The sequence below is a fragment of the Kitasatospora sp. NPDC088548 genome (genome assembly GCF_044753005.1).
In the GTDB taxonomy this organism is placed as follows: domain Bacteria; phylum Actinomycetota; class Actinomycetes; order Streptomycetales; family Streptomycetaceae; genus Kitasatospora.
In genome coordinates this window covers 680,964-698,532 of the sequence record NZ_JBIVMI010000001.1, presented here as the reverse complement: position 1 = coordinate 698,532, position 17,569 = coordinate 680,964, and the positions used below count along the sequence as shown (strand labels likewise).

Annotated in this window: 4 protein-coding genes; all 4 read right to left on the bottom strand. The window is 76.0% G+C overall.

All coding sequences use genetic code 11. The annotated features are described in order from the left end of the window. Window positions 1–158 precede the first annotated feature (158 nt). The 4 genes from ACIP82_RS03025 to ACIP82_RS03010 all read right to left on the bottom strand — a co-directional run bounded on the left by ACIP82_RS03025 (window position 159) and on the right by ACIP82_RS03010 (window position 17,561). Window positions 159–1,385, bottom strand: coding sequence for a cytochrome P450 (locus tag ACIP82_RS03025; RefSeq protein WP_363604260.1), 1,227 nt, complete (start codon window positions 1,383–1,385; stop codon window positions 159–161). Further along, entirely contained in the window at window positions 1,382–8,755 is a 7,374-nt protein-coding gene (locus tag ACIP82_RS03020) for an amino acid adenylation domain-containing protein (RefSeq protein WP_400650210.1), read from the bottom strand. Before ACIP82_RS03020 ends, ACIP82_RS03025 begins: the two co-directional genes overlap by 4 nt. An 18-nt stretch (window positions 8,756–8,773) precedes the next feature. Further along, a complete protein-coding gene (locus ACIP82_RS03015; RefSeq protein ID WP_400650207.1) occupies window positions 8,774–15,067 on the bottom strand; it encodes an amino acid adenylation domain-containing protein in 6,294 nt (2,097 codons plus the stop codon). A 184-nt stretch (window positions 15,068–15,251) separates the two neighbouring features. Further along, on the bottom strand, window positions 15,252–17,561 hold the full coding sequence (locus ACIP82_RS03010; RefSeq protein WP_400650205.1) for a lantibiotic dehydratase: 2,310 nt from the start codon (window positions 17,559–17,561) through the stop codon (window positions 15,252–15,254). Window positions 17,562–17,569 lie beyond the last annotated feature (8 nt).

The following is a 17,569-nucleotide window of genomic DNA, read 5'->3' as shown; positions in this document are numbered from 1 at the left end:
GGGGGGGGCGGGGGGGGGTGGGCTTTGGGGGGGGGGGGGGGGGGGGGGGGGGGTTGGGGGGTGTGTGGGGGGGGGGGGGGGGGGGGGCGGGCGCGGCGGGGGGGGGGGGGGGGCCCCCCCCCCCACGGCGGGGTCGGCAGCGGTCTGCCGGGGGGCGCTCAGTACCGGACGGGCAGTGCGGTCAGGCTCCGGTTGAGCAGTGACAGCTGCCAGTTGAGCCGTTGCCCGTCCAGGGCCAGGCCCGGGTAGTCGCGCAGCAGGGTGGCGACCACCACGCCGGCCACCAGCCGGGCGAGCGCGGCGCCGATGCAGAAGTGCGCGCCGAAGCCGAAGCCCAGGTGGGTGGTGACCTCGCGGTGCAGGTCGAACCGGTCCGGGTCGGGGAACCGCCCGGGGTCGCGGTTGGCGGCGGCGGTGACCAGGAAGATCCGGTCCCCGGCGCGGATGGTCCGGCCGTCCAGCTCGAAGTCGCGGGCGGCGTTGCGGATCGACATCTTGGACGGGCCGTCCAGCCGCAGCGTCTCCTCCACGGCCGCCGCCACCAGCTCCGGTTCGGCGCGGACGGCGGCCAGCTGCTCCGGCTGCCCGAGCAGCGCGAGCAGGGTGTTGGCGATGAGGTTGCTGGTGGTCTCCCCGCCGGCGAAGGCCATCTGGGTGAGCATCCCGACGAACTCCTCCTCGCTGACCGAGTCGCCGATCCGGCCGCCCGCGAGGACGGAGCTGATCAGGTCGTCCTTCGGTTCGGCGCGGCGCTCGGTGACCAGCCCGCCCAGGTACTCCTCCAGGCTGACCAGGGACTGCAGCGAGGTGCGGTACTCGCGCTCCTCCTGGGCGGCGCCGAGCACGAGGTCGGCGACCCGGGCGTTCCAGTACCAGAACGACGGGCTGTGCGACTGCGGGACGCCCAGCCAGCGGGCGAAGACCAGGGCCGGCAGCGGCTTGGCGATGTCGGCGGCGAGGTCGCCGGTGCGGCCGGGGGCGGCCCGGCGGGTGAGCATGGCGCCGGTGGCCCGTTCGGTGAAGCCGCGGTAGCGGGCCACCGCGCGGGCGGCGAACTGCTCCTGGAACACCTGGCGCAGCCGGCGGTGGGTCGGCGGGTCGTTGAACACCATCCAGCGGGAGAGGATGCCGAACGCGCGCTCGGCGTCCTCGCGGGCGCCCTGCGGGACGGCGTCCATCAGCGGCCGGACCCGGTCGGCGGAGACCGCCGGGTCGCGCAGGCACTGCATCACCGGCTCGTAGCCGGTGACCAGCCAGGCCCGGTGCATGGCGCTCCAGTACACCGGCCGGTGGTCGCGGAGCGTGTTGAGGTACTCGTACGGGTCCGCGTTGACGGCGGGGTCGAGCAGGTACCGCTCGGTGAAGCGGACGGTGGTGAGGGTCATCGCCGGGCCTCCGCGCCGGTCGTGGCCGAGCCCGTGCCGCTCGCGCCGGTGGTGTCGCTGGTGCTGTTCATGCTGCTCGTGCCGTTCGTGCCGTTCGTGCCGTTCGTGCCGTTCGTGCCGATGGTGTCGAGCAGGGCCGCGAGGCCGCGGACCAGGGGCTCGGCGAGCATGGACATGTGGTCGCCCTCGCTGATGTGGACGGTGAGCCCGCCGAGCGCCAGTTCGCGCCAGTGGTCCACGTACGCCCGGTAGTCGACGTCGAGCCCGGGCATCGGCTCGCCGGCCGGCAGCCCGGCGGCCTGGGTGCCGACCACCAGGTGCACATGGCCGGGGTAGGGGCGGACCTCGTAGTCGGCGAGGGCGGTGAGCAGCGAGTGCCAGACCTCGATCGGGGCCTGCTCGACCAGGGCCGCCTCGCCGGGGCTCATGCCCGCGCCGAGCAGCAGGGCGGTGAGTTCGGCCGCCGCGGTGTCGCGCCCGGGGGACGGCGGCAGGGTGCGCAGCCGGTCGCGCATCCGCAGCGCGTCCCGCATGTCGCGGCCGACGCCGGCGAGGCGGGCCCGGGCCGCCGGGTTGGGCAGATAGGGCTCGATCAGCACCAGCGGCTCGACGGTGTGGCCGGCCTCGTGCAGCTGGGTGGCCATCTCCAGGGCGATGTTGGCGCCCATCGACCAGCCGAGCAGGTCGTGCGGGCCGTGCCCGCCGTGGTCGGCGATCTCCCCGGCGTAGTTGGCCGCGATGCCCGCGATGGTGCTCGGGTCCACCCCGCCCAGCAGGCCGCGGGCCTGGAAGGCGTGCACCGGGCGGCCGGGCGGGAGCTCCCGGGCGAGCGGTACGAACCAGGCGGCGCTGCCACCGCTGGGGTGGACGCACCAGAGCGGGGCGCCCTCGCCTTCGCGCAGCCGGACCTCCGAGGTGACCGCCACGGGGGCGGCGTCCGGGGCGGTCGCCTCGGCGCGGGCGGCGAGCCGGGCGAGGGTGGGCCGTTCGATCAGATCCCGGACGGAGACGGTCAGTCCGCGCTCGGCCGCCATCGCGGCCACCCGGACGGTGGAGAGCGAACTCCCGCCGATCCGGAAGAAGTCGTCGTGCACCCCGATCAGGGAGAGGCCGAGCACCTCCCGCCAGATCTCGGCCAGCACCTTCTCGGTGGCGGTGGCGGGGGCGACGTACGCCGTGTCGGTGCTGGCCCGTTCGGCCGGGGGCAGCGGCAGCGCCCGCTTGTCGATCTTCCCGCTGCGGTTGACCGGGAGCTCGTCCAGGAAGACGAACCGGCCCGGCACCATGTAGGCGGGCATGGTGGTGCGCAGCGCGCCGGTGAAGCGCTCGACCGTCGGCTTGGTGCCGCCCCGGGCGACCACGTAGGCGACCAGGGCCGGTTCGCCGGGCAGGTCGGTCCGGTGCAGCACCACCGCCTGGCGCACGTCGGGCAGTTGCCGCAGCGCGTGCTCGATCTCGCCCAGTTCGATCCGGAAGCCGCGGAGCTTGACCTGGGTGTCCCGGCGGCCGAACACCTCCACCGCGCCGTCGGGCCGGACGGTGCCGAGGTCGCCGGTGCGGCAGAGCCGCTCGCCGGGGGCGCCGTACGGGTCGGGCACGAAGGTGGCGGCGGTCAGCGCGGGCCGGTTCAGGTAGCACCGGGCGATGGCCTGGCCGCCCAGGTAGACCTCACCGGTCACCCCGACCGGGACGGGCCGCAGGTCCTCGTCGAGGACCAGCACCCGGGTGTTGCGGATCGGCGTGCCGATCGGCGGGCGCCCCTGGCCCGGGGAGAGTTCGGTGGCGACGGACCACACGGCCGTCTCGGTGAGGCCGTAGGCGTTGTGGAAGCGCCGGCCGCGCGACCAGGTGTCCGCGAGCTCCGCCGGGCAGCCCTCGCCCGCGACCTGGAGCACCTCGATCGCGGGGAAGCGGTCCTCGCCCAGCACGGTGAGCGCGCTCGGCGGGAACATGGCCCGGTTGACGCCGTGGGCGAGCAGGGTGCGGGCCAGGTCGGGGCCCGGCCGCAGGTCGTCCTTGGACGCGGTGACCAGCCGGCCGCCGTTGGCCAGGGCCCAGGTCAGCTCCATGACGGAGACGTCGAAGCCGAAGGAGGCGAACTGGAGCACCCGGTCGTCCGGGCCCGGCTGGACCAGGTCGCGCTGGCCCTCCAGCATGTTGGTCAGGCCGCGGTGCGGGACGGCGACGCCCTTGGGCGTGCCGGTGGAACCCGAGGTGTAGATGACGTACGCCATGGTGTCCGGGCCCGGGGCGAAGGCCGGCCGCGCCGGGGGGCGGCCGGTGGACGCGGTCCAGGTGGCGGGGTCGTCCAGGAGCAGGACCGGGCCGTCGAAGGGCACGGTGCCGGCCAGCGAGGTCTGGGTGAGCAGCACCCGCATCCCGCTGTCCGAGGCCATGAACGCGAGCCGGTCGGCGGGGTGTTGCGGGTCCAGCGGCAGGAACGCGCCGCCCGCCTTCAGCACGCCGAGGGCGGCGCACACCTGGTCGGGCCCGCGGTCGGTGCAGATGCCGACCGGGGTCTCCGGGCCGACGCCGAGCGTGCGCAGCCGCTCCGCCAGCCGCCCGGCCGCCCCGTCCAGCTCGCGGTAGGTCACCTGCCGGTCGCCGTGCTCGACGGCCACCGCGTCCGGGGTGCGCGCGGCGTGTGCGGCGACGTGCTCGTGGAACATCAGCGGGCTGTTCTCCCGGGCCGGCCCGTTGCCCCGGGCCAGCGCCGTGTCGAGGGCGGCGCCGGTCAGTGCGGGCGGGGTGACCCTGCCGTGCGGGTCGGCGACCATCGTCGCGAGCAGGGTGTGGAGCACGTCCGCGAGCTGCTCCGTGGTGGCCGGGGAGACGTACTCCGGGTCCACGTCGATGGTGAAGGCGCCCACGCTCGCGTTGATCATCAGCGGGAACATGGTGCGGGCGATCTCCAGGGACTCGTCCCAGGCGTCGTGGGAGAGCCGGTGGAAGTTGACGTAGTTGAAGACGGCCTCGACCATGTTCGGCTCGCCGGGGCGCAGTTGGGCCATCCGCGCCAGCGGCATCCGGCGGTGCGGCAGCATCTCCTGTTCGGCCGCGAACACCGCGCGCAGGTACTCCAGCCAGCTGCCGCGCGGACGCGCCACGCCGAACGGCACGGTGTTGAGGAACAGCCCGCGCATCCGGTCCGCGCCCGGTACCTCGGGCCGGCCGTTGGTGACCAGGCCGATCGAGTGGCCGACCGCGTCCTCGTCGCGTTCCGCGAACAGGCTCATCACGTGGTGGAAGGCGGTGGCCAGCACGGTGCGCCGGGGCACCCCGGCCGACTGGGCGAGGCGCCCGATCGGCTCGGCGAGCGCGTCGTAGGAGCGCCGCACCTCGTGGACGGGCGCGTCGTCGGGGGCGGGGGCGCCGCGCCGGGCGAAGCGGACCGGGCGCAGCTCGGCCAGGGAGGAGCGCCAGAACTCCAGCGCCTCCTCGCTGTGCAGGGTGGCCCGTTCGAGGGCGACGTACCCGGCGAAGGCGGGGGCCGCGGGCGGCGCCGGGGGCCGGCCGTGCGCGACCGCCCGCCGGTGCAGGTCGAGCAGGTCGGCGATGAGCGAGGTCAGGCTCCAGCCGTCCAGCACGACATGGCAGTCGGTGAGCACCAGCCGCAGCTCGTGGTCGGTCAGGTGGTGCAGGTGGATGCGGACCAGCGGCGGGGCCGCCAGGTCGAAGCGGCGGGCGAACTCCTCGTCGACGAAGCGCCGCAGGGCGGCCCGCTGCTCCTCCCTCGGCAGCTCCCGCAGATCGGTGTAGCCGACCGGCAGCGCGGCCTCGGTGTGCACCAGTTGGAGCGGCTCGCGGTAGGAGACCAGGTCGATCGAGGAGCGCAGGATGCTGTGGCCGCGGACCACCGCGTCCACCGCGGCCTGGAAGGCGGCCAGGTCGAAGCCCTCCGGGGTGGTGATCTTGAGGTCGGTGACGTTGTGGTACGCGCCGCGCCGGGGGTCGGCGAGCATCTCGTGCAGCATGCCGACCTGGAGCATGGTCAGCGGGTAGGCGTCGTCGAGGCCGTCCGGCAGCCGGGCCGCGTCGGCCGGGTCCAGCTGGGAGAACGGCGCGACCGGGTCGGGGGCCTCGACGGCCTCGGTGGTCAGCCGGGCGAGGTCGGCCAGAGTGCGGGCCCGGAACAGGTCGGCCACGGTCAGCCCGAGGCCGGCCGGGCGGGCCAGGCCGATCACCCGCAGCGCCAGGATGGAGTCGCCGCCGAGGTCGAAGAAGTTCGCCGTCCGGCTGACCCGTTCGGTGCCCAGCACCTCGGCCCAGATCCGGGCCAGCGCGATCTCGGTCGCCCCGGCCGGCGGGACGTGGCCGCCGGCCGCGGCGGTGCCGTCGCCGGCCACCGCCGTCAGCGCCCTGCGGTCCACCTTGCCGTTGGCGGTGATCGGCAGCCGCGGGTGGCGGACGAACAGCGCCGGCACCATGTACTCGGGCAGGGTGAGCCGCAGCCGCTCGCGCAGCGCCGCCGCGTCCAGCGGCCGGCCCTCGGTCATCACCACATGGGCGACCAGCCGGGCGCCGCCGTGCGGTTCGGAGCGGGCCACCACGGCGGCGTCGGCCACCCCGGGCTGACCGCGCAGCGCGGTCTCGATCTCGCCGGGCTCGATCCGGTAGCCGCGGATCTTCACCTGGTGGTCGGCCCGGCCGACGTACGCCAACTGGCCGTCGGGCAGCACCCGGACGAGGTCCCCGGTGCGGTACATCAGGGCGCCGGGCGGGCCGAACGGGTCGCTGGGGAAGCGCTCCGCGGAGAGCTCCGGCCGGTTGCGGTAGCCGCGGGCGACGCCGCCGCCGGTGACGTACAGCTCGCCGGCCGTGCCCTGCGGGACCAGCCGGCCGGCGGCGTCGAGCACGTAGCCGTGCTGGCCGGCGAGCGGCCGGCCGATCGGGGAGCGGACCTCGCCCGCCACGTCCTCGGCGGTGATCAGGCGGTACGTCACATGCACGGTGGTCTCGGTGATCCCGTACATGTTGACCAGCGCGGGCCGCCGCCGCTCGGGGGCGGCGAACCAGTCGCGGTAGTCGCGGACGTCGAAGGCGTCGCCGCCGAAGACCACCGTGCGCAGCGCCAGGTCGGCGAAGTCGGCGCCCTGCTGGGCGAGATGGGCGCGCAGGCCCTTGAACGCGGCGGGCGTCTGGTTGAGCACGGTGACCCGCTGCTCGCGCAGGACGGCGTGCACGGCGGCCGGGTCGCGGACCTCGTCCTCGGTGAGCACCACGACCCGCCCACCGCTGCTCAGCGGCCCCCACAGCTCCCAGACGGAGAAGTCGAAGGCGGGGGAGTGCACCAGCGTCCAGACGTCCGCGGGGCCGAACGCGAAGTGCTGGTCGGCGGCGCCGAGCAGCCAGGCCAGGTTGGCGTGGGTGATCTCGACGCCCTTCGGCCTGCCGGTGGAGCCGGAGGTGTAGATGACATAGGCGAGGTCGCGCGGCGCGGGCCGCGCGTCCCCGGTGTCCGGGCCCTCTTTGGTGTCCGGGCCCTCGGCCGCCGGTCCGGCGCCGTCCAGCGGGATCACCCCGACCGGCAGGCCCTCGACGGCGGCGCGGCCGGCCTCGTCGACGACCACCCAGGAGACCCCGGCGTCGGCGACGGTGAACTCCCGGCGGGCCCGGGGGTGGGCCGGGTCCAGCGGCAGATAGGCGGCGCCGGCCCGCCAGACGCCGAGCAGCGCCACGGCCAGGTCCACCGAGCGGCCCAGGCAGACCCCGACCAGCGACTCGCGGCCGATGCCGGCCGCGCGCAGCCGCCGGGCCAGCGCGGAGGCGGCGGCGTCCAGCTGGGCGTAGGTGAGCGTCCGGCCGCCGCCGCTGACGGCCACCGCGTGCGGGGTGCGGGCGATGTGCCCGGCCAGCCGCTCGGGTGCGGTGCGCGGGGCGGGCCCCGCGCCGGTGTCCGGGTTGGCCGGGCCAGCGGGGCCCAGCAGCCGGGCCCGCTCCTCGGCGGTCAGCGGGTCGACCGTGCCGAGCGGGGCGTCCGGCGCCTCGGTGAAGGCGCGCAGCAGCGCCACGGTGTGCGCGGCCAGGGCGGCCACCGAGGAGGCCTCGAACAGGTCGGGCCGGTGGACGAAGACCAGCTCCAGGGCGCCGCCGCTCTCGCGCAGCTCCAGCGCGAGGTCGAACTTGGCGGTGGTGAGGTCGATCGGGAACGCCCGGCCGGTGGCCCCGCCGAGGACGAGGGAGCCGCGCTCCACCGCGGCGTGCGTGAACAGCACCTGGAACAGCGGGTTGCGGGTGAGGTCGCGCTCCGGGCTCAGCTCGTCCACCACCCGCTCGAACGGCAGGGTCTGGTGCGAGAGCGCCCCCAGGACGCTCTCCCGGGTGCGGGCCAGCAGGGCCGCCGGGGTCGGGTCGTCGGACAGGTCGGCGCGCAGCACCAGCGTGTTGACGAAGAACCCGGCCAGCTGCTCGGTCTCGGGCCGGTCCCGGTTGGCGACCACGGTGCCGATGGCGATGTCGCTCTGCCCGCTGTGGAAGGCCAGCGCGGCCTGGAACGCCGCCATCACCGTCATGTACGGGGTGGTGTCGGTCCGCCGGCCGAGGGCGGCGAGCGCCTCCGACAGCTCCGCCGGCAGGACGGTGGTGTGCACCGCGCCGGTGTGGCAGGGGGTGGCCGGGCGGGGGTGGTCGGTGGGCAGGTCGAGCGGGGTCAGCCCGGCCAGCCGGGTGCGCCAGTAGGCGAGGTCGGCGCTCTCGTCGGCGCCGCGCAGCCAGACCGCGTAGTCGGTGTACTCGATCGGCAGCTCGGGCAGCCGGGGGGCGTCGCCCGCCGTCCTGGCCCGGTAGAGCTCGCGCAGGTCGCGCACCAGCAGGTCCAGCGACCAGCCGTCCGAGACGATGTGGTGCATGGCCAGCACCAGGACGTGGTCCTCCTCGGCGGCCTTCAGCAGGGTGGCCCGGAAGGCGGGCTCGGCGGCGAGGTCGAAGGGGCGGACGGCGGCCGCCCGCACGGCCTCGGCGAGGTCGTGCTCCGCGGCGCCGGTCAGGTCCACCAGGTCCAGGCCGGCCCCGTCGGCCGGGTGCACCCGCTGGGCGGGCACGCCGTCCTGGGCCGGGAAGGTCGTCCGCAGCTGCTCGTGCCGGGCGACCAGGTCGCCGACCGCCGCGTCCAGCGCCGCCAGGTCGAGCGGGCCGCTGAACCGCCAGGCGGCGGGCAGCAGATAGGTGGTGGCGCCGGGGTCGAGCTGGTCGAGGAAGTAGAGGCGCTGCTGCGCGGCGGACAGCGGGGCGTACTCGGGGCGGGGGTCGAGCCGGGGGATCCCGGCCGGCGCGGCGGCGGTCAGTCCGCGCAGCCGCTGCTCCAGCAGCCGCCGGGCGGCCGGGGACAGTCCCGCGCGAGCGGTCTCGGGCTGCATCTCCGAAGTGGTCATGGCGCGTTCCGTCCAATCTCAGTCTTGGTAGTCCACCGTCAGGGAGAGGTCGATCTCGTCCTCGCTCATCGCGGAGATCAGTTCGACGAGCTGCCGCTCCACCTCGGCGGCGAGCAGCTCGACGGTGGGGTGCTCGAACAGGTCGCGCACCTGGATGGGGCAGTCGAAGGCGGCCCGCAGGCGGGACGCGGCGGCCACGGCGCGCAGCGAGTGCCCGCCGAGGGCGAAGAAGTCGTCGTGGACGCCGACCCGGGCGATGCCGAGGACCTCGGCCCAGATCTGCGCCGTCACCGTCTCGGTGGGCGTCCGCGGCGGTACGAAGACCGCGGGGGCGGGGAGTTCGGGCTCGGGCAGGGTGGCGGTGTCGAGTTTGCCCTGGACGGTCAGCGGCAGCGCGTCGAGCAGGACGAACGCGCTCGGCACCAGGTAGCCGGGGAGTTCGGAGCGGCAGTGCGCGGCCAGTGCGTCGGCGGCCAGCCCGCTGCCCGCGACATAGCCCACCAGGGCGTGCTCGCCGCGCAGTTCGCGGACCAGCACGGCGGCGGAGTGGACGCCAGGGTGGCGGCGCAGCACCGCCTCGGCCTCGCCCGGTTCGACCCGGAAGCCGCGGATCTTCACCTGGTTGTCGCTGCGGCCGACGAACTCCAGGTCACCCGAGGCGAGTCGGCGCACCACGTCGCCGGTGCGGTAGAGCCGGTCGCCCTCCTCGCCGAACGGGTCGGGGACGAACCGCTCGGCGGTCAGGCCCGGCCTGCCCAGGTAGCCACGCGCCAACTCGGGCCCGCCGACGAGCAGTTCGCCGGGGACGCCGATCGGTACCAGGGCGCCGTGCGGGTCCGCCACGTACGCGCGGCGCGAGCCCAGCGGGCGGCCGATCGGCACCCGGCCCTCGACCGGGTCGGTGAGCCGGTACGCGGTGGCCGAGATGACCGACTCGGTCGGGCCGTAGGTGTTGACCACCGGCACCCCGGGCAGATGGGCGAACCAGCGCTCCAGCGGCCCGGCGGGCAGCACCTCGCCGCCGGTGACCAGCAGCCGCAGGCTCGCGAGGTCGGCGGCGACCACGTCCAGCCGGGCCACCACCTCCTCCCAGTAGGAGGGCGTGAGTTCCATGACGGTGACGCCCTCGGCGCGCACCCGGGCGGCCAGTTCCTCCACCGACCAGATCTCGTCCGGGCGGATCACCACCCGGGCGCCGGTGCCCAGCGCGGGCAGGATCTGCTCCAGCGAGGCGTCGAAGGAGAGCGAGGCGAAGGTCAGCACCCGGTCCCCGGCGGTGATCCCGAACAGCTCGCGGGCGGCGGCGACATGGGCGGCCAGGGCGTGGTGCTCGACCCCGACGGCCTTGGGCCGGCCGGTGGAGCCGGAGGTGAAGATGGTGTAGGCGAGATCCCCCGGGTCGGGGGTGTGCCGGGGGCCGTCCGGGGCGGGCCGCACCTCCTCGACCGGGACCAGCGTCACCCCGAGCGGGGCCAGCGCGGGGGCGGTCGCGGCGTCCGCCACCACGTGGCCGACCCCGGCCTCGTCCAGCATGAACCGCAGCCGCTCGGCGGGCAGGCCGGCGTCCAGCGGGACGTAGACGCCGCCGGCCCGCCAGATCGCGGCCAGCGCGGCCACCGACCACGTCCCGCGCCGTACACAGACACCCACCGGGCTGCCCGGGCGCACCCCGGCGGCGGCCAGCCCGGCGGCCAGCCCGCCGGTCAGGCCGTCCAGTTCGCCGTAGCGCAGGGAGCGGCCCTCGCAGACCAGCGCCACCGCGTCCGGCTCGCCGGCCACCGTGAACGGCGGCACCGCGACGGCCGGTCCGTCCGTCGCCGGTCCGGCCAGTTCGGCGCGCTCGGCCGGGGAGAGCAGGTCCACCCGGTCCACCGGCGTGCCCGGGTCGGCCAGGACGGCCGCCAGCACCCGGCCCACGTGCCCGGCGAAGCGGCTCGCCGTCGAGGCGTCGAACAGGTCGGCCGCGTACTCGACGTTGAGCGCGAAGCGGTCCGGGTACAGCAGGAAGGTGGTGGTCAGGTCGAACTTGGCCGAGCCCCACGGCAGGGTGAAGTCGGCGGCCTCCAGGCCCTCGATCCCGGGCCCGCCGGTGGCGCTCTCCTGGACGTCCACCATCACCTGGAACAGCGGGTTGCGGGACAGGTCGCGCTCCGGCCGCAGCCGCTCCACCACCCGCTCGAACGGCACGTCCTGGTGGTCGAAGGCGCTCAGCACCGTCCCCCGGACGCGGTCCAGCAGCTCGGTGAAGGTCGGCCCGCCGGACAGGTCGCCGCGCAGCACCACGGTGTTGACGAAGAAGCCGATCAGCCGCTCCAGCTCCACCCGGCCGCGCCCCGCCACCGGGGTGCCCACCGGCACGTCGTGCTGCCCCGACCAGCGGGCCAGCACGATCTGCACCACCGCCAGCAGCACCATGAACCTGGTCGCCCCGTGCTCCCGGGCGAAGGCGTCCAGCCGGGCGGCGAGCCCGGGCGGCAGCGCCAGGTCCACCGCGCCGCCGCGCCCCGACCAGCCCGCCGGGCGCGGCCGGTCGGCCGGCAGCTCCAGCACCGGGACGCCGGCCAGGGCCGTCTCCCAGTAGTCCAGCTGCCGGTCCAGCCCGCCGCCCTCGGCCCGGTCGCGCTGCCAGACCGCGAAGTCGCCGTACTGCACCGGGACGGGCGGCAGCACGGCCGCCCGCCCGGTCAGCCGGGCCCGGTAGTAGGCCGTCAGCTCCTCGATGAAGACGTCCTTGGACCAGCCGTCGGTCGCCACGTGGTGGAAGACCAGGACGGCGACGTGGTCGTCCGGGGCCAGCTCCCAGACCCCGGCCCGCAGCATCGGCGGGCGGTCCAGGTCGAAGCGGCGGGTGGCCAGCGCCGAGGCCCGCTCCCGGACCGCGGCCAGCCGGGCCGCCTCGCTCGCGCCCTCCGGGGCACGGTGCCACTCCAGCGGCACGCCCATCGGGTCGCAGACCTGCTGCGCGGGGCGGCCGTCCACCTCGACCAGGGCCGTGCGCAGCACCTCGTGCCGGGCCGTCATGTCGTCGAGCGCGCCCTGCCAGGCCGCGCGGTCCAGGCCGCCGCGCAGCCGCCAGGAGAACCAGAGCACGTACTCGTCGCCGACGTCCGAGGTGCGGTCCAGGAACCAGAGGCGCTCCTGGGCGAAGGAGAGCGGCAGCGGGCCGGAGCGGTCCACCGGGACGACCGCGCCGCCGGCGGCCTGCCGGGCGGCGGCCACCCGGGGGCCGAACGCGCGGACGGTGGGGTTCTCGAACAGGGTGCGCAGCTCGATGTCGCGGCCGAGCCGTTCGGCGACCCGGGAGACCGCCATGGTGGCGAGCAGCGAGTGGCCGCCCAGGTCGAAGAAGCCGTCGTCGAGGCCGACCCGGTCCACGCCGAGCACATCGGCCCAGATCGCGGCGATGATCCGCTCGTCGTCGGTGCGCGGCGCGGTGTAGGCGGCGCCGCTCGCGGACCGGTCCGGGCGGGTGTCCGGCAGGGCGGCCCGGTCCAGCTTCCCGGAGGCGCCGACCGGCAGCGCGTCCAGCGTCAGGAAGTCCGAGGGCACGGCGTACCGCGGCAGCCGCTCGGCGCACCAGGCCCGCAGCGCGGACGGTTCGAACGGTCCGCCGACGACGTAGCCCGACAGGCTCTGCCCGGTGGCGGTGTCCGGCCGGACGGCCGCGGCGACCACCCCGGGGTACTCGCGCAGCACCGCCTCGACCTCGCCGAGCTCGATCCGGAAGCCGCGGATCTTGACCTGGTCGTCCCGGCGGCCGACGAACTCCAGCTCGCCGGAGGGCAGCCACTGGACGAGGTCGCCGGTCCGGTAGAGCCGGCCGCCGTCACCGCCGAACGGGTCGGGGACGAACCGCTCGGCGGTCAGCGCGGGCCGTCCGAGATAGCCGCGGGCCACCTCGGGGCCGCCGATCAGCAGCTCGCCGGGGACGCCGACGGGGACGGGTTCGTCGTCCTCGTCCACCACGTACACCCGGCGTCCGCCGAGCGGGCGGCCGATCGGCACCCGGCCCTCCAGCGGGCCGTGGGCCTCGTAGGTGGCCGAGGTGACGGTGGTCTCGGTCGGGCCGTAGGCGTTGACCACCCGGACCTCGGGCACCGCGGCCCGCCAGGCGGCCAGCGCGCCCACCGGGACGGACTCCCCGCCCAGGATCAGCAGCCGCAGCGGGGCGAGCGCGGCGGCGGCGCGGCGGTCCAGCGCGAACGCCAGCTCGGTCCAGTAGGTCGGCGGGACGTTCACCACGGTGAGGCCGTACCGTTCGACCACCTCGGGGACCTGGGTGGGCAGCCACGGCTCGTCCGGGCGGATCACCACCCGGGCGCCGCAGGTCAGCGCGGGGAGCAGCTGGTCGAGCGAGGCGTCGAAGGAGAACGAGGCGAAGGCGAGCACCCGGTCCCCGGCGGTGATGCCGAACCGGGCCCGGGCGGCGGCGACATGGCTCGCCAGCGAGCGGTGCTCGACCCCGACGGCCTTGGGCCGGCCGGTCGAGCCCGAGGTGAAGATGACGTGCGCCAGCTCGCGCGGGTCGGGGGTGTGCCGGGGGCCGTCCGGATCCGGCCGTACGGCGTCCACCCGGACGACGGCGGGCCCGAGCGAGGCGGCCAGCGCGGCCGTCGCCGGGTCGGCCACCAGGCAGGCCAGATTGGCCTCCTCGACCATGAACTCCAGCCGCTGGACGGGCAGATCGGGGTCGAGCGGGACGTACACGCCGCCCGCCCGCCAGACCGCGGCCAGCGCGGCCACCGACCAGACCCCGCGCCGCAGCAGCACCCCGACCGGGCGCCCGGGGCGGACCCCGGCGGCGGCCAGCGCGGCCGCCAGCCCGCCGGTCAGACCGTCCAGTTCGGCGTAGGTCACCTCCTGGTCCGCGCAGACCAGTGCGACGTCCCCGGGCCGGCCGGCCACCGTGACCGGCGGCGCCCCGCCCAGCGGACGGTCGGCGGCGGCCGACCACTTCTCGGCGGGAAGGGCGTGCGCCGCGCCGGGCATCGGGTCCAGCCGCCCGGCGAGCTCCCGCACCGGGGCCTGCGGTTCGGCCAGCACCGCGCGCAGCAGCTCGACGTAGGCGGCGCTGAACGCCCGCATGGTCTCCGGGTCGAACAGGGCGGTGGCGTACTGGAGCCGGGCCGCGATGCTGCCGTCCGGCAGGAGGTTGAGGTCCAGGAAGACGTCCAGCGCGGTGCCGGTCAGCGGCGGCGGCACCAGCTCCACGTCCAGGCCGGGCAGCCGGACCGGCTGGTGGGCGGCGTTGAGCAGGGTGAACGAGGCCTGGGCGAGCGGGTGTCGGGACAGGTCGCGCTCACCGCCCACCGCGCCGACCACCCGGTCGAACGGCGCGTCGGCGTGCGAGAGGTCCTTCAGCACATCGGTGCGGACCCGGTCCAGCAGCGCGCCGAACGACGGCCCGCCGGAGAGGTCGGTGCGCAGCACCACGGTGTTGACGAACGGGCCGATCAGATCCGCCACCTCGCCGTGGCCGCGGTCGGCGAGCGTGGTGCAGACGGCGATGTCGTTGCGGCCGCTGCACCGGCTCAGCAGCGCCTGGTAGACGGAGAGCAGCAGCATGTAGCGGGTGGCCCGGTGCTCGCGGGCAACCCGGTCCACCCCGGCCACCAGCTCGGCCGGCAGGCTGAACCGGACGACGTCACCGGAGCCGTCCCAGAACCGGGGCCGGGGACGGTCGGAGGGCAGGGTGAGCGGGGCGGCCCCGGTCAGCCGGTCACGCCAGTAGCCGAGCAGCCGCTCCATCCGGGGGCCGCTCAGCCGCTCGGCCTGGGCCCGGGCGAAGTCCGCGTACTGCAGCGGCGGCGGCGCCACCGTCTCGCCCCGGTAGCCGGCGGCCAGTTCGCGCAGCAGCACGTCCCAGGACCAGCCGTCGACGGCGATGTGGTGGACCACGACCAGCAGCAGGTGCTCGTCCGCGGAGATCCGGGCCAGTGTCATCCGCAGCGGGTGCTGGGTGGCCAGATCCAGCGGGCGGGCCAGCTCCCGGGCGAACAGCTCCTCGACGCTGCCGGCCTCGGTCCGCTCCAGCACGGCGCCGCCCGGCCCGTCCACCACCGGCACCGGCTCGCCGCCGACCGCAGTGAAGCGGGTGCGCAGCACCTCGTGGCGGTCCACGATCCCGGTCAGCGCCCGTTCCAGCGCCGGCTCGTCGAGCGGGCCCCGGATCCGCAGCGCCAGCGGGAGCAGCGAGCCGGAGGAGTCCTGGGCGAGCTGGTCCGTGAACCACAGCCGCCGCTGGGCGAAAGATGCCTTACGCGTGTCGTCACCGTGCTTCGCCCCGCCGGGGGCGGCTGCGCCTGCAGTCACTGTGGGCCTCCATGCCGTGTTTTCCAGCAGACTGCCGTCCGGGGGAGGCCGGTCACCAGGGAAGAAGACGCAGCCCCGAACGCAGCCCGCCCTGCGCGTCCGTCCCGGCCGGGGGACACGCCGGCGCGGCGGGCCGACCGGGGCCTCCGGTCCGCCCGCCGCGCCGGCGGTGCTGTCGTCCCTGTCAGCTCTGCTCTCCAGGCTCCCCCTGCCGGCCCTCGTCGACCGCGACGAAGCGCAGTTCTGAGGTGTAGGAACGGCCCTGGTCGTCGGTCAGCCAGGTCTGCTCGGGGGTGGGCAGCATCTCGGTGAGGACGACCCGGCCGTCCGGGTCCTTGCGGGCCAGCCGGCGCATCGCCTTGGCGAAGACGGTGACGTAGACCGGGCTGTCGAAGTCCACGTAGAACGGGCGGGACTCGGTGGGCGAGAGCACGAAGACGAACCGTGGCAGGCCGTGCTCCTCGCGCCAGCGGCGGGCCCGGACGAACCGGCGTCCCTCGTCCTTCTCGGCGGCGAAGTCCAGCCCGGCGGCCGGCAGCCGCCAGGTCTCCCGGGCCACCACCAGCCGGTCCACGGTGACCCGGGTGGAGTGCTCGCTCTCCGGCAGCACCTGGAAGAGGTCCATCGCGAGGGTGGTCAGGACGTGCGAGAACACGTCCACGGCCGGGAATTCGGCGCCGTCGGGCAGCACGACCAGCAGCTCGCCGTCCCGCTCGGTGACCGTCACGTCCGCGCTGGGCACGGTGCGCGGGCGGTTCGGGTCGGCGGTGAAGTCCACCAGGGCCACCTGGTAGTCCTCCGGCCGGACCAGGGCGTGCCGGACCCGCGCGGAGAGCCGGGAGCGGTGCTCCTTGGGCAGCAGCGGCATCAGCCGGGGGCCGGGGTGGTCGCGGTCGGTGAGGGCGGTGAGCTCGCGCCGGTCGGGGTGCTGGTGGACGAAGAGCGAGGCGCCCAGCGTGTTGGAGGCCAGGTGCAGTTCGCCGAGGACGAGTTCGAAGTCGCCGCGGGCCACCGCCGCCGCCCCGTCGGCGGCGATCATCACGTCCGGGCTGAGGTAGCGGGCCGCCGTCCAGCCGCCGCCCGGGCCGCCGAACCGCTCCCGGACCGGGCCGGCGATGTCCGCCAGGGTGAGACGGACCCGCCGGGCGCCCGGCGGGGGTGCCAGGATCTCCGCCCAGTGGTCGCGGAACGCCTGCTGGAGCCCGGCCGTCGCGGTGCGCGCGTCGCCGTGCAGGACGGGCATACAGGCGAACCAGAAGCTGGCGAGGTCCACCGGGCCCCGGGCGGCGTGCTCGGCGTACACCTCCCGGGCCCGGGCCATGACCGCCTCGGCCAGCCGCGCGGTGAGCCAGCCCGCGCTGGTCAGCAGCGGCTCCAGCGGCGCCAGCGCGCCCCGGACGGCCGGGCCGAGCCTGGCCGTGGCGGCACGCCGGCAGTCGGAGTAGACCAGGGACCGGCAGGGGGCCGTCCCGGCCGACTTCTCGCGCACCGCGGCGGTCTCCGTCAGGGTGGCGAACTCCTGCTCCAGCGCGGCCAGTTCGGTGACCAGCTGGTCCGCTCCGGCGGCAGCGCCGACCCGGGCACGGCCACGCTCCAGGGCGTCCAGCACGGCCAGGCCGCGCTGCCGCGCCGCCCGGTCGCCGACCGTGTCCAGCCAGGCCCGCAGGTCGCGTTCGGGGTGGGTGCCGGCCGGTACGTCCAGGCGCCAGTGCGCCCAGCGGCGGGCCACCAGGTCGGCCAGCACGGCGGGCACGTCCGTCCCGGGCAGCGCGGCGGCGATCTCCCGGGCCGGGCGGACCCCGTCGCAGAGCGCGAGCACGGCGCCGGTCCGTGCCGGTACGGTCTGCGGCGGGCGGCCCGGGACGGTCACCCGGGTGCCGTCGCCGTCCAGCCGGACGAACGGCACCCGCCGGGGCGCCACCCACTCCCGCAGGGCCGGGTCCGCGCCGACCGTCGCGGCCAGCGCGTCGACCGCCCAACTGGCCCAGTACACCGTGGACCCGGCGGTCAGTCCGGTCCCGGCGTCCACCGCGACCCCGGCCGTGCCGGCGTCCCAGCGGCCCCAGCCGACCGGGCCGAAGAAGCCGATGGTGTCGTTCTTGACGCAGAACCGCTGCCAGTAGTGGGCGACGAGCTCCTCGCGCTGGCGGGGCATGCTGGTGCGGCCCGCGGCAGTGGGCGTCCAGTTCAGGAACGGCGCGATGCCCGAGTCGAGCACCGGCCGGTTCTGCCAGGCCACGGCCTCCCGGAAGGCGGGGGTCCGGGCGATCTCCTGGAGGGTGTGCGCCGTCTCCACGGCGGCCTCGGCGAACAGGGCGGCGAACGCGTCCCAGTCACCGCCGGAAAGCCCGTCCCGCGGGCCGAACTTGTCGGCGGCCTCGGCGACGCCGGGCGGGGCCAGCCGCAGCACCCCGTCGGCCGGGAACCCCGGCCCGCGCAGCGCGAACTGCTCCCAGAGCCGCCAGCGGCCGCCCGGCAGAAAGGTGTCGGTCACGGCGGGCT